General features: G+C 72.7%; 9 protein-coding genes. 5 read left to right on the top strand and 4 right to left on the bottom strand.

Going from position 1 to position 13,341, the window contains the following annotated elements; genetic code table 11:
* The first annotated feature begins 45 nt into the window (after window positions 1-45).
* Window positions 46-1,806 carry a malto-oligosyltrehalose trehalohydrolase gene (gene treZ / locus ACLJPL_RS14355; protein WP_411081198.1) on the top strand — a complete coding sequence of 587 codons (1,761 nt, stop codon included), beginning with the start codon at window positions 46-48 and terminating at the stop codon, window positions 1,804-1,806.
* Window positions 1,807-1,898: 92 nt separating this feature from the next.
* Window positions 1,899-2,915, top strand: a complete 1,017-nt coding sequence (locus ACLJPL_RS14350) for an aldo/keto reductase (protein ID WP_411081197.1) — start codon at window positions 1,899-1,901, stop codon at window positions 2,913-2,915.
* Between the two features lie 28 nt (window positions 2,916-2,943).
* Here the strand turns inward: ACLJPL_RS14350 and ACLJPL_RS14345 are convergent, their stop codons facing one another.
* Complete coding sequence (locus ACLJPL_RS14345; RefSeq protein WP_411081196.1) at window positions 2,944-4,083, bottom strand: M24 family metallopeptidase; 1,140 nt, start codon at window positions 4,081-4,083, stop codon at window positions 2,944-2,946.
* Between the two features lie 197 nt (window positions 4,084-4,280).
* Between ACLJPL_RS14345 and ACLJPL_RS14340 the strand changes: the two genes are divergently transcribed.
* A complete protein-coding gene (locus ACLJPL_RS14340) occupies window positions 4,281-4,673 on the top strand; it encodes a VOC family protein (RefSeq protein WP_411081195.1) in 393 nt (130 codons plus the stop codon).
* Window positions 4,674-4,768: 95 nt separating this feature from the next.
* Window positions 4,769-6,034: a low temperature requirement protein A gene (locus ACLJPL_RS14335; protein WP_411081194.1), complete on the top strand. Its 1,266-nt coding sequence runs from the start codon at window positions 4,769-4,771 to the stop codon at window positions 6,032-6,034.
* A gap of 177 nt (window positions 6,035-6,211) precedes the next feature.
* Here the strand turns inward: ACLJPL_RS14335 and ACLJPL_RS14330 are convergent, their stop codons facing one another.
* From ACLJPL_RS14330 to tdh, 3 genes are all read right to left on the bottom strand, one after another.
* Window positions 6,212-7,135: a LysR family transcriptional regulator gene (locus ACLJPL_RS14330; protein ID WP_411081193.1), complete on the bottom strand. Its 924-nt coding sequence runs from the start codon at window positions 7,133-7,135 to the stop codon at window positions 6,212-6,214.
* A 49-nt stretch (window positions 7,136-7,184) separates the two neighbouring features.
* The gene (locus tag ACLJPL_RS14325; protein WP_411081192.1) at window positions 7,185-8,378 is read right to left on the bottom strand and encodes a glycine C-acetyltransferase; all 1,194 of its coding nucleotides are present in this window, start codon (window positions 8,376-8,378) and stop codon (window positions 7,185-7,187) included.
* 66 nt (window positions 8,379-8,444) lie between these two features.
* Window positions 8,445-9,473, bottom strand: coding sequence for an L-threonine 3-dehydrogenase (gene tdh / locus ACLJPL_RS14320; protein ID WP_411081191.1), 1,029 nt, complete (start codon window positions 9,471-9,473; stop codon window positions 8,445-8,447).
* Window positions 9,474-10,166: 693 nt separating this feature from the next.
* Between tdh and ACLJPL_RS14315 the strand changes: the two genes are divergently transcribed.
* The gene (locus ACLJPL_RS14315) at window positions 10,167-13,220 is read left to right on the top strand and encodes a family 16 glycoside hydrolase (RefSeq protein ID WP_411081190.1); all 3,054 of its coding nucleotides are present in this window, start codon (window positions 10,167-10,169) and stop codon (window positions 13,218-13,220) included.
* Window positions 13,221-13,341: the final 121 nt, after the last annotated feature.

Genomic DNA, 13,341 nt, shown 5'->3' with positions numbered 1-13,341 from the left:
GTCGACCTGTCGACCTGTCGATCCGTTACGGACGAGGAGTGCTGGATGCAGTTCGAGGTGTGGGCCCCCGAGGCGGACTCGGTCGTGCTGGAGGCGGCCGAGGTCCGGTGCCCGATGGAGCGCGATCCGCTGCGGGAGGGCTGGTGGAGCGCCGAGGCCGAGGCGGCGGACGGGGACCGTTACGGGTTCCGGGTGGACGACGGGCCGCTGTTGCCGGATCCGCGTTCGCGTCGTCAGCCGAGCGGGCCGGACGGGCCGAGCGCGGTCGTCGACCAGGGGGCGTACGCCTGGCGCGACGACTGGGCGGGGCGGCGGCTGACCCGGGCCGTCCTGTACGAGCTGCACGTGGGGACGTACACCCGGGAGGGCACCTTCGACGCGGCGGCGGCCCGGCTGGGCCATCTGGCGGAGCTGGGCGTCACCCATGTGTCGCTGATGCCGGTCTGCCCGTTCCCCGGCGTCAACGGGTGGGGGTACGAGGGCGTCTCGCTGTGGGCGGTGCACGAGCCGTACGGCGGCCCCGAGGGGCTGAAGCGCTTTGTCGACACGGCGCACGGGCTGGGGCTCGGGGTGGTCCTGGACGTGGTGCACAACCACCTGGGCCCGTCCGGCAACTACCTGCCCGCCTTCGGCCCGTACTTCACCGAAACCCACCACACCCCGTGGGGCGCGGCGGTCAATCTGGACGCCCCGGGCTCGGACGAGGTGCGGGCGTTCCTGCTGGGCAGCGCGCTGGCCTGGCTGCGGGACTACCGGCTCGACGGGCTGCGGCTCGACGCGGTGCACGCGCTCGCCGACACCCGGGCGCTCACCTTCCTGGAGGAACTGTCGACGGCGGTCGACGCGCTGGCGGTGGAGCTGGGGCGGCCGCTGGGCCTGATCGCGGAGTCCGATCTGTGCGACCCGCGCACCACGACTCCGCGTCCGGCGGGCGGCCTCGGGCTGCACGCCCAGTGGAACGACGACTTCCACCACGCCCTGCACACCGCGCTCACCGGGGAGTCCCAGGGCTACTACGCGGACTTCGCCCGGGCTCCGCTGGCCGCCCTGGCCAAGACGGTGACCTCAGCGTTCTTCCACAACGGGACCTACTCCAGCTTCCGGGGCCGCACCCACGGCCGCCCGGTCGACGTGTCCCGCTCCCCGGCCCACCGCTTCGTCGGGTACGCCCAGACCCACGACCAGATCGGCAACCGGGCCCTCGGCGACCGGCTCGCCGCCTCCCTCTCCCCCGGCCTCCAGGCGTGCGCGGCGGCCCTGGTGCTGACGGGGCCGTTCACGCCGATGCTGTTCATGGGCGAGGAGTGGGGGGCGCGCACGCCGTGGCAGTTCTTCACCGACCACACCGATCCCGAGCTGGCGGAGGCCGTACGCAACGGCAGGCGGCGGGAGTTCGGCGCGCACGGCTGGGCGGAGGAGGAGATCCCCGACCCGCAGGACCCGGCGACCCGGGACCGGTCCTGTCTGGACTGGGACGAGCCGGAGCGCGAACCGCACGCGCGGCTGCTGGCCTGGTACCGCGAACTGATCGCGCTGCGGCGTACGTTGCCCGATCTGCACGATCCCGACCTGGCCGCGGTGAAGACCGCGTTCGACGAGGACGCCCGCTGGCTGGCGTACCGCAGGGGCGATCTGCGGATCGCGGTGAACCTGGCGGACCGGCCGGCCGCGATCCCGCTGGGCTCCGGCCGCCACCGCCGGGCGGGGGGACGGGTGTTGGCGGCCTGGGAGCCGGTCGAAGCGCCGGGGGCGGACGGGGTGCTGCATCTGCCGCCGGAGTCGTGCGTGGTGCTGGCCGACGACTGAAAACCGTGTCCGCACCGGCAACCTCCTTGCCTTCGAGTGCACTTCAACTCGTAGCGTCCAGGGACAGAGCGGGAAACCACGAGAGGAACACCATGCAGCAGCGATTCCTGGGCAGGTCGGGACTGCGCGTCAGCGAACTGTGCCTGGGCGCCATGACGTTCGGCCAGGACACGGAGGAGGCGGACGCGCACCGGATCCTGGACACGTTCACCGAGGCGGGCGGCACGTTCGTCGACACCGCCGACGTGTACGGCAAGGGCGTCTCCGAGGAGATCGTCGGCCGCTGGCTCAAGGGCCGCCGGCGTGACGATCTCGTCATCGCCACCAAGGTGTTCGGGACGATGGGCGAGGCCCCGAACGCGGGCGGACTGAGCCGCAAGCACATCGTGTCGGCGGTGGAGGCGAGCCTGCGGCGGCTCGGCACGGACTACATCGACCTCTACCAGACGCATGTGTGGGACGCGACGACTCCCCTGGAGGAGACCCTCTCCACGCTCGACACCCTGGTGAAGGCGGGCAAGGTGCGCTACCTCGGTGCGAGCAACGTCTCCGCATCCCAGCTCCAGCGCGCCCAGGACCTCGCGGGGCGAAACGGCTGGGAGCGGTATGTGTCCCTCCAGCCGCTGTACAACCTGCTGGCGCGCGAGCTGGAGTGGGAGCTCGTCCCGGTCAGCGTGGCGGAGGGCGTCGGCGTCATCCCGTGGAGCCCGCTCCAGGGCGGCTGGCTGACCGGCAAGTACCGGCGCGGCATGACGGCGGCGGCCCCGGGCACCCGGGAGGCCCGCTATCAGGAGGAGTCGGGCCGGGAAGCCTGGCGGGAGCGGGACAACGAGGAGACCTGGCGGGTCGTGGAGGCCGTCGTCGCGGTGGCGGAGGAGGCCGGGCGCACCCCGGCCCAGGTCGCGCTGCGCTGGCTGCTCGGCCGCCCCGGGGTCACCGCGCCGATCGTCGGGGCCCGTACGGCGGAGCAGCTCACCGACAACCTGGGCGCGGCGGGCTGGGAGCTGACGCCGGAGCAGGCGGAGCGGCTGGACGCGGCGAGCGCCCGGCCGCTGCCCTACCCGTACGACGTCCTGCACCGCTTCCGCGACCGGGAGCCGCGGGACTGACGGCCCGTCAACTGACGCGCGGGCCCGGCTACTCCACGATGGCCAGTTCGCGCGCGGTGGTGTTGAGGCGCCGGCCGCCGTCCTCGGTGACCGTCACGATGTCCTCGATCCGTACGCCGAAGCGGCCGGGGAGGTAGATGCCCGGCTCCACGGAGAAGCACATGCCGGGGACGAGCGGCTGCTCCTCGCCCTCGATCATGTACGGGGGTTCGTGGGTGGTGACGCCGATGCCGTGGCCGGTGCGGTGGATGAACCGCTCGCCGTACCCGAACTCGGTGATCACCGCGCGGGCGGCGCGGTCGATCTCCTGGCAGGCGACGCCGGGCCGCACGGCGGCGCAGCCCGCCAGCTGGGCCTCGCGGACGATGTCGTGGACCCGCTGCTCCTCGGCGGTGGGCTCGCCGACATGGACCGTACGGGAGGTGTCGGAGCCGTAACCGTGCTTCAGGCCGCCGAAGTCGAGGACGACCATGTCGCCGCGCTCGATGGTGCGCGTCCCCGCCTCGTGGTGCGGGTTGGCGCCGTTGGGGCCCGAGCCGACGACGGTGAAGTCGACCTGGGAGTGCCCGAAGTGCTGGAGGAGCGCGGCGAGATCGGCGGCGACGTCGGTCTCGCCGCGGCCGGAGAAGCGGACCTTGAGGATCTCCTCGTACGTGGCGTCCGCCGCCGCCCCCGCTGCCGCGAGGCGCTCCAGCTCGGCGGCGTCCTTCACCGCCCGGAGCATCGGGAGCGCCTCGGTGAGGGCGGTGTACGAGGTGCCGGGCAGCGCCCGCTGGAGGCCCAGGAGGTGCATCGCCCAGGCGTTGTCGCTGACGCCGAAGCGCCCGTCCGCGTCCAGCAGCGGGGCGGTGACCGCGTACGGGTCCTTGCCGTCGGTCCAGTCCCGCAGGGTCAGGGCGGGCGCACCGGCGGCGGCCGCCGCGTCGGGGGCCTCCAGCGTCGGGACGACCAGGACGGGGTCCTCGCCGGCCCGCAGCACGAGGAGGGTGAGGCGTTCGGTGGAGACGGGCCGGTATCCGGTCAGATGGACGAGGTCGGGGCCCGGCGCGACGATCACCCCGGCGAACCCGGCCGAGGCGGCGGCCTCGGCCGCCTTGGCCATCCGGGCCCGGTAGTCCGCGGCGGTGAAGGGGGCGGGGTGCGGGGCGGGCGGGTTCGGGCTGGACATCAGGACCTCCTGGCGGCGGTGCGGCGCGGCGGGCGGGGCATAACTCCCTGCATCCTGCCCGCCGGGCCCGGCGTACGCGAACGAGTTCGGAGGCGTACGCGAGGGGACCGGCCGGACGCCGGGGAGCCGCGTGCGGGGGTGAGGGCCGGAAGCGTTAGTGTTACGTATAACTACTTCCCGAGCCTCTGGAGGGGCCCATGTCCCGCATCGCCCTGGTCACCCTGGTCGTCCGCGACTACGACGAGGCCGTCGCCTTCTACCGCGACGCGCTGGGCTTCGAGCTGGTGGAGGACACCGACCGGGGCGACGGCTCCCGCTGGGTGGTGGTGCGCCCGCGCGGGGCGGCGTCCGGCACGGGGCTGCTGCTGGCCCGCGCGAAGGACGGGGCGCAGGAGGCGAGCGTGGGGGCGCAGACGGGCGGGCGGGTCGGCTTCTTCCTGCACACCGAGGACTTCGCGGGCGACCATGCCCGGATGCGGGCGGCGGGGGTGCGCTTCCTGGAGGAGCCCCGGCACGAGACGTACGGCTCGGTCGCGGTCTTCGAGGACCTGTACGGCAACCGCTGGGACCTGCTCCAGCCGGCGGCCTGACCCCGGAGCGCCGGTGGCCCGGCCCTGGAGCGGGAGTCGCCATTCGGCCCACGCTCGGCGCGCTGCCGAGGGCGGACCGCGGTGAGCATGGGCCCATGGAACAGCCCATGGACCCCCGCGCCTCCCCCGGGGTGGCCGAGCCCGAGCGGCACGCCGGCTGGAACGAGCTGTTCTTCGACCTGGTCGTCGTCGCGGGGGCGGGACAGCTGGCCCATCTGCTGCACGACGGCCCGCACCCGGCGGACCTCGCCCTGTACGGGGTCCTCTACCTGGCCTTCTGGACCGTCTGGGCCGGATTCGCCGTCTACGGGGACATCGCCGCCTCCGCCACGCGCCTGCGCACCCTGCTGATCGCGATGCTCGGCATGGCGGTCATGGCGGCCTCCGTGCACGCGGTCCTCACCCATCACGCCGTCACCTTCGTCGTCGCCTATGTCGCGCTGCGCTGGCAGGCGGGCCGGGTCTGGCGGCGGGGCAGCGTCGTCGTGGACTGGCCGCTGGCGCAGTTCGGCGCGGGGGCGCTGCCCTGGCTCGTCTCCCTCTTCGTGCCCGCCCCGTGGCGCTACTGGCTCTGGGCGCTCGGCATCGCCGTCGACATCGTCACCCTGCTGGTCTCCACCCGCGACCGCACCCTCCGGCGCGCGGCCGAGCGGGCCGCCGGACGCCGTGGCGACCGTCCGCCGCCGGGCCCGCCGCACTCCGCCGCGCCCGCGCCGCCCCGGGTCAGCGAATCGCGCATCGACACCGCCCACATGGGTGAGCGACTCGGGCTGTACGTGATCATCGTGCTGGGCGAGGGGGTCATCCAGATCATCGACGCCGCCTCCGAACGCGACGACTGGGACCTGCCGCTCGCGGCCACCGGGTTCGGGGCGTTCGGGCTGCTGGCCGGAATCTGCGCCCTGAGCCTGCTGTACGGCACCAACGGCATCCCGCACCTGCGCAAGGACGCGCTCGCGCCCCGGCTGGCGATGCTGCTGCACGCCGTGACCACCGGTTTCCTGGTCGCGCTGGCCACCGCTCTGGGCTCCGCCGTCACCCATCACGACGACGTCCTGCCGAAGGGGCAGCACTGGCTGCTGTGCGGGGCGATGGCCGGATACTTCGCGGCGGGCCTGGTCGCGGCGCTGCCGCTCGCGCGGCGGGCCGACCGGGTGTGGGTGCTGGGCTGGGGCCTGCCGTGCGTGGCGGTGGCGGTGGCACTCGCCCCGCTGGGCGTACGGCTGCCCGCGTGGGCGACGATCGGGATCCTGGTGGCGCTGGTGTGCTGGCAGATCCTCTACGATCCTGGGCCCGCCGCAACGTCCCGGTCCGGGCGGCGGCGGGGCGGGAGAATCCGGCGTACGGTCCGGGTCGGCTGACGCGGGGGGGAGGAGGAGGACGGTCCGGATCGGCTGACGCGGGAGGCGCACGCCCCGGGTCCGTTCGCGCGGGGGTGGACGGCCCGCATCGGCTGAACGGCAGGCACACCGTCCGGATCGGCTGAACAGCGGGCGCACCGTCCGGCTCGGCTGAGTGGCGCAGGCGCACGCCCCCGGTCACGCCCGCGCGAGCCCCGCCTCCCGTACCGCCACCGCCTCCATCGCGTCCAGCACCGGCCGGATCAGCGGATGGCCCTCGGCTCCCCGGCGTACGGCCGCGAAGACGCGGCGGGTCGGGGCGCTGCCCTCCACCGGGCGGACGACCACCCCGGTCAGCTCCGTCCCGCGCAGCGCGGACCTCGGCACCAGGGCCACCCCCGCGTCCGCCCCGGCCAGCGCCACCACCGCCCGGAAGTCGTCCGAGGAGTGCTCCAGGCGGGGTGCGAACCCGGCGGACTCGCAGGCCAGGACCACCACCTCATGGCACGGGTTCCCCGGGTACGGCCCGATCCACGGGTCCTTGGCGAGGTCCGCGACCGCCACCTGGTCCTGGTCCGCGAGGCGGTGGTCCACCGGGAGCACCGCGTCGAACGGTTCCGAGTAGAGCGGCACGCGGGTGAGGCGGCGGTCGTCCTCGGCGGGCGCGCCCCGGTACTCCACCGCCACCGCCACGTCGACCTGCCGGTCCAGCACCATCGGGACGCTCGCGTCGCCCTCCGCGTCCTGGACCTTGACCCGGATGCCGGGGGCGGTGCGGGCCAGCTCGGTGAGGGCGGGGGCGAGGACCAGGCCGATGCCGGTGGCGAACGCGGCGACCGTGACCGTACCGGCGACGCCCGCGCTGTAGTCCGCGAGCTCCGCCTCCGCCCGCTCCAGCTGGGCCAGGACCACGTTGGCGTGGCTGAGCAGGATCTCCCCGGCGGCGGTGAGGCGGGCGCCGCGCGCACCGCGTTCGACGAGGCGGTGGCCGGTCTCCTGCTCCAGGGCGGCGAGCTGCTGGGAGACGGCGGAGGGCGTCAGGTACAGCGCGGCGGCGGCCGCGGTCACGGTGCGGTGGTCGGCCACCGCACGCAGGATTCGCAGCCGCCGTGCATCGATCATGCGCCCATTGTCCCAGGTGGCGGCCGAGACCCCGACCCGCCTGGCGCCCCTACGCCTCCAGCGCCGCCCGGGCGTCGACGAAGGCGTCCACGGCACGGTTCACGTCGGCGGTGGAGTGGGCGGCGGAGAGCTGGACGCGGATGCGCGCGGCCCCCTGCGGGACGACGGGGTAGGAGAACCCGATCACGTACACACCGCGTTCCAGCAGCAGCTCCGCCAGGCGGGCCGCCTTCGCCGCGTCCCCGATCATGACGGGGGCGATGGCGTGGTCGCCGGGCAGGACGTCGAAGCCCTCCTCGGTCATGCGGGTGCGGAAGAGCGCGGTGTTGGCGTTCAGCCGGTCGCGCAGCTCGCCCGCCGACTCCAGCAGGTCGATGACCTTGAGGGACGCGGCGGCGATGACCGGGGCCAGGGAGTTGGAGAAGAGGTACGGGCGCGAGCGCTGGCGCAGCAGGGCGACGATCTCGGCGCGGGCCGCGACGTAGCCGCCGGACGCGCCGCCGAGCGCCTTGCCGAGGGTGCCGGTGATGATGTCGACCCGGTCCATGACGCCGTGCAGCTCGGGCGTGCCGCGACCGCCGGGGCCGACGAAGCCGACGGCGTGCGAGTCGTCGACCATGACCATGGCGTCGTAGCGGTCGGCGAGGTCGCAGATCTCCTGGAGCGGGGCCACGTAGCCGTCCATGGAGAAGACGCCGTCGGTGACGATCAGCCGGCGGCGGGCGTCGGACGCTTCCTTGAGCTGCTTCTCCAGGTCGGCCAGGTCGCGGTTGGCGTAGCGGTGGCGGCGGGCCTTGGAGAGGCGGATGCCGTCGATGATCGAGGCGTGGTTGAGGGCGTCGGAGATGACCGCGTCCTCGGGGCCGAGGATCGTCTCGAAGACTCCGCCGTTGGCGTCGAAGCAGGAGGAGTAGAGGATCGTGTCCTCCTGGCCGAGGAAGGCCGAAAGGCGCTGTTCCAGCTCCTTGTGGACCTCCTGGGTGCCGCAGATGAAGCGGACCGAGGCGAGCCCGTAGCCCCAGCGGTCCAGCGCCTCGTGGGCGGCGGCGACGACCTCGGGGTGGTCGGCGAGGCCCAGGTAGTTGTTGGCGCAGAAGTTGAGGACCTCGCCGGCGCGGCCGCCGGAGGTGACGGCCACGGTCGCGGACTGCGGGGTGCCGATCACGCGCTCGGGCTTGTGCAGCCCGGCGGCGCGGATCTCGTCGAGGGTGGTGCGCAGGTCGTCGCGTACGGAGTCGAACATGCTGGATTCCTTAGAAGGGATGCGAGAAGAGGTGCGAGAAGGGGTTCGACGGCTCGGTTCGACGGGTCAGACGGTCCAGTCGAGGATGACCTTGCCGCCGAGGCCGCTCGCGGCGTCGTCGAAGGCCGCTTCGAAGTCGCGGTAGCCGTAGCGGCCGGTGATCACGGGGGCGAGGTCGAGGCCGCCCTCCAGCAGGACGGACATGGCGTACCAGGTCTCGTACATCTCGCGGCCGTAGATCCCCTTGACGGTGATCATCGAGGTGACGATCCGGGACCAGTCGACGGCGAACTCCTCGGCGGGCAGGCCGAGCATGGCGATCCGGCCGCCGTGCGTCATGTTCGCGACCATGTCGCGCATCGCCTCGGGGCGGCCGGACATCTCCAGGCCGATGTCGAAGCCCTCGCGCAGGCCGAGCTCCCGCTGCCCGTCCGCGATGGTCCGCTCCGCGACGTTGAGGCCGAGGCTGACGCCGACCTTGCGGGCCAGGGCGAGGCGGGCCTCGCTGACGTCGGTGATCACGACGTTGCGGGCCCCGGCGTGCTGGGCGACGGCGGCGGCCATGATGCCGATCGGCCCCGCGCCGGTGATCAGGACGTCCTCCCCGACCAGCGGGAAGGAGAGCGCGGTGTGCACGGCGTTGCCGAACGGGTCGAAGATCGCCGCGATGTCGAGGTCGACGGGGACCCGGTGCACCCACACGTTGGAGGCGGGCAGAACCACGTACTCCGCGAACGCCCCGTCCCGGCCGACGCCCAGGCCGATGGTGGAGCGGCAGAGGTGGCGGCGGCCGGCGAGACAGTTGCGGCACTTGCCGCAGACGAGGTGGCCCTCGCCGCTGACCAGGTCGCCGACCGCGATGTCCGCGACGTCGGAGCCGAGGGCCGCGACCTCGCCGACGAACTCGTGGCCGAGGACCAGCGGGGTGGTCACCGCCTGCTGGGCCCAGCCGTCATAGGCGCGGATGTGCAGGTCGGTGCCGCAGATCCCGGTGCGCAGGACCTTGATCAGGACGTCGGCGGGGCCGTACTCCGGCTCCGGCACGTCCATCAGCCACAGTCCCGGTTCGGCCTTCTGCTTGACGAGTGCCTTCACGGCTGCGGCTCCCTGCACGTGGTACGCGGGTGGTGGATACCCCGGGCCTGGGGGCCTGTCGGAGGAGCCCTGCGGCCCGGGGTGGTCTTCGGGGGGGGTCCCCACCCCATGGTGGGGGCGGAGTCACGGCGGGACGGGACGGAACACGCCCGTGCGGCTCCACGCGCCGTCCCCGGCCGTCACCCAGAAGGCTGCCGTACGGCGGGGTCCCTGGTCCATCGAGGATTTCTTAAGCGCGGTCGCAGGAGTGCTTCACACCTGGGCAGGGCGTCACTGATCGCTGCTACCCGGGTGTCCCTCGTGCCCGCGCCCCTCGCGCTCGCGTTCCCGCCGCCCGCGCTCCTGCCGTCCGTGTCCGCGCCTCCCGCGTCCCCGTACTCGATCACGCCACCGGACAGCTTCACCTCATCCATGACGCCAACGCAGTGCGGCCCAGGAGCTGACGAACCGACAGAAACCCTCAGGCCCCACCACGTTCAGACCTTTGCACGAATGTCTGCGAACTTTGAACACCGTGGTGACGAAGTATGGACGGCGTCAGCGGAAGCCTCCTACTGTTTCCGTCGCGACCCGCCGGAGTCACACCGGGGTCACGCAGCTCGAACCGCACGTGCCGAACGTTCACCCCCGGGCGCCGGGTGGCCCCACCCACCGCCGCGACGTGCCCCTCGCCGCGAGGGGCCAGGAGGAAGAATGCATCCACGGCCGTTCCCCCGCTTCCGCAGACAGCCCTCCCCCACGCTCCGCGAACAGCCCCCGACCAGGCATCGACCGCTCCGCCGGCATCTGACCGGGCTGCTGGCCTCCTCCTTCCTCATCGGGGCCTTCGCCACCGCCCCGGCCGCCGCCGCACCGGCCGCGGCGGACGAACTCCCCCCGCAGGAACCGGGGGTGACCCTGCGCGTCTTCGATATACAGGCGCCGCTGAGCGAGTTGTGCGACATCAAGGCGGGCCAGACCCCGAACGTCGACAAGCTGATGCCGGACATCGACTGGGACGCGCCGGACGACTTCGGCTTCGGCGACCACTTCGTCTCGCAGGTGACCGGCAACATCACCGTCCCCGAGGACGGTTCGTACACGTTCCGGCTCACCAGCGACGACGGGTCCCGGCTGCTGATCGACGATCGGCTCGTCATCGACCACGACGGGCTGCACGGGGCCGACCCGAAGGACGGCGCGGTCACCCTCACCGCCGGCCACCACGCCCTGCGCATCGACCACTTCGACCGCACCGGCGGCCAGCAGATCACGCTGGACTGGAAGCCCCCCGGCGCCGGGGACTTCGCCCTCGTCCCCGCCTCCGTACTGAGCACGGACGCCGACGTCGTACGGGTGACCGCTCCCGGCCGCAAGGAGTGCGAGGGCGCGCTCGACTCCCCCGGCGACGGGTTGCCGCTGACCGGGACGCACCCGGACTACGCGCTCACCGACCTGCGCCCCGAGGGCTTCGAGCCGCAGGTCACCGCGATGGACTGGCTGCCGGACGGCCGGCTCGCCGTGACCACCTGGGGCGGCACGGACAACGAGACGGGCGAGGTCTACCTCCTCGACGACGTGCAGGGCGAGAGCGGCCCGGACCGCGTGAAGGCGAAGAAGGTGGCCGAGGGGCTCAAGGAGCCCATGGGCGTCAAGGCCGTCGACGGCAAGCTGTACGTCTCCCAGAAGCACGAGCTGACCGAGCTGGCCGACACGGACGGCGACGACGTCATCGACGCGACCCGGACCGTCGCCACCTGGCCGTACGGCGGGAACTTCCACGAGTTCGCGTTCGGTCTCCTCTACCGGGACGGCTTCTTCTACCTCAACCTGTCCGTGGCGATCGACTACGGCGGCGCGACGACCGACCCACAGCCCGCCGCGAACCGCGGCTCGACCATCAAGGTGAACAAGGAGACCGGCGAGGTCGGTTACGTCGCCGGAGGTCTGCGCACTCCCAACGGCATCGGCTGGGGGCCGGAGGACGACCTGTTCGTCCTGGACAACCAGGGCGGCTGGCTGCCCTCCTCCAAGCTGCTCCACATCAAGCAGGACCGCTTCTTCAACCACTACACCAACCCGTCCGGCCCCTTCGACGCGAAGCCGGTCACCAAGCCGGTGCTGTGGCTGCCGCAGAACGAGATAGCCAACTCGCCCTCCACACCGCTCCAGTTGACCGAGGGGCGGTTCGCCGGGCAGATGCTGTTCGGTGACGTCACCTACGGCGGCATCCAGCGCGCCTACCTGGAGAAGGTCGACGGCGAGTACCAGGGCGCGGTCTTCCGCTTCACCCAGGGCCTGGAGGCGGGCGTCAACCGGATCAGCATGGGCCCGGACGGCGCGATCTACGCCGGCGGGCTCGGTGCGGGCGGCAACTGGGGACAGGAGGGCAAGCTGTCCTACGGGCTCCAGAAGCTCTCCCCCAGCGGGGACAAGGCGTTCGACATCCTGGCGATGCGGGCGAAGCCGGGCGGTTTCGAGCTGGAGTACACCGAGCCGCTGTCGCAGGAGACCGCCGCCGAGCTCGCGGAGCACTACCGCGTCGACCAGTGGACCTACGCCCCCACCCCGGCCTACGGCGGCCCCAAGATCGACGAGGAGACCCTCACGGTCGGCTCGGCGACGCTCTCCGAGGACCGCAGGAAAGTCACGCTCGCACTCCCCGGCCTCAAGGCCAACCGGGTCGTCCACGTCCGCTCCCCGCGCCCCTTCTCCTCCGAGAACGGCACGGAGCTGTGGTCCACGGAAGCCTGGTACACGCTCAACTCCCTTCCCGGCGACCAGCCTCCGCCCACCCTGTACGAGGCGGAGGAAGCCGCGCTCTCCGGCGGCGCGGGCTTCGACACCGAGCACGCGGGCTACTCGGGCGGCGGGTTCGTCGACGACTTCGGCACCGAGGGGGCCGCGGTCGCCTTCGACGTGAGGACCGAGAAGGCGGGGACGTACGACGTCGGCCTGCGCTACTCCAACGGCCCGAATCCCGCCCCCGGTACGAAGACGATCAGCGTCCACGTCAACGGCACGAAGGTCCGGCAGACGAGTCTGGCCTCCACCACCGACTGGAAGACCTGGGCGACGAAGAACGAGCGACTGGAGCTGGCGGCGGGCCGCAACACCATCACGTACTCCTACGACGGCGGCGACACCGGCCATGTGAACCTCGACATGATCGCCGTCCACCCGAAGGGCGCCCGCATCCCGCTCTTCGACGGCAGCAGCCAGGCGAACTGGCAGCATCCGGACGGCCGCTCCCCCGAATGGCCCGTGGACAACGGGGAGATGGAGATCAGGAGCGGCGATCTGCGCACCAAGCAGGGGTTCGAGGACTTCCGCGTCCATGTGGAGTTCTGGCTGCCGAACCTCCCGCCGGACGTGACCGGCCAGGACCGCGCCAACAGCGGCGTCTACCTCCAGGAGCGGTACGAGGTGCAGATCCTGGACTCGTACGGGGACGACACGCTCGCCGACGACGAGGCCGGGGCGATCTACACGAAGAAGGCCCCGGACGTGAACGCGGCCACCGCGCCGGAGACTTGGCAGACGTACGACATCACCTTCCGCGCGGCGCGCTTCGACGCCTCCGGCAACAAGACGGAGGACGCCAGGATCAGCGTCGTCTGGAACGGCGTCACCGTCCATGACGACGTGGCGGTCGACGGCCCGACCGGCGGCGGAGCGGCCGAGGCGGCGACGGCGGGGGCCATCAGGTTCCAGGACCACGGCAGCAAGATCCGCTACCGGAACGTGTGGGTGGAATCGCTGACCTGAGGCGGGGGAAACCGCTGCTGTGAGCACGGCGGGACCTCAGGCGGATCCACCGGCGGGGGCGGCAGCCACGAGCTGCCGCCCCCGCCTGCCGCCCGAGGGGCCGAAGACCCCCGCGGCCTTG

This window comes from Streptomyces sp. cmx-18-6 (assembly GCF_046548915.1).
Taxonomy (GTDB): Bacteria; Actinomycetota; Actinomycetes; order Streptomycetales; family Streptomycetaceae; genus Streptomyces.
Note: the sequence above shows the minus strand (reverse complement) of the source record. Positions and strands in the feature narration are given on the sequence as shown.

Bases quoted from the DNA above. Each gene is read 5' to 3' on its own strand.
- ACLJPL_RS14345 (WP_411081196.1), bottom strand. From the start codon at position 4,083: ATGTCCAGCCCGAACCCGCCCGCCCCGCACCCCGCCCCCTTCACCGCC.
- ACLJPL_RS14340 (WP_411081195.1), top strand. From the start codon at position 4,281: ATGTCCCGCATCGCCCTGGTCACCCTGGTCGTCCGCGACTACGACGAG.
- ACLJPL_RS14350 (WP_411081197.1), top strand. From the start codon at position 1,899: ATGCAGCAGCGATTCCTGGGCAGGTCGGGACTGCGCGTCAGCGAACTG.
- ACLJPL_RS14335 (WP_411081194.1), top strand. From the start codon at position 4,769: ATGGAACAGCCCATGGACCCCCGCGCCTCCCCCGGGGTGGCCGAGCCC.
- ACLJPL_RS14330 (WP_411081193.1), bottom strand. From the start codon at position 7,135: ATGATCGATGCACGGCGGCTGCGAATCCTGCGTGCGGTGGCCGACCAC.
- ACLJPL_RS14315 (WP_411081190.1), top strand. From the start codon at position 10,167: ATGCATCCACGGCCGTTCCCCCGCTTCCGCAGACAGCCCTCCCCCACG.
- ACLJPL_RS14325 (WP_411081192.1), bottom strand. From the start codon at position 8,378: ATGTTCGACTCCGTACGCGACGACCTGCGCACCACCCTCGACGAGATC.
- treZ (WP_411081198.1), top strand. From the start codon at position 46: ATGCAGTTCGAGGTGTGGGCCCCCGAGGCGGACTCGGTCGTGCTGGAG.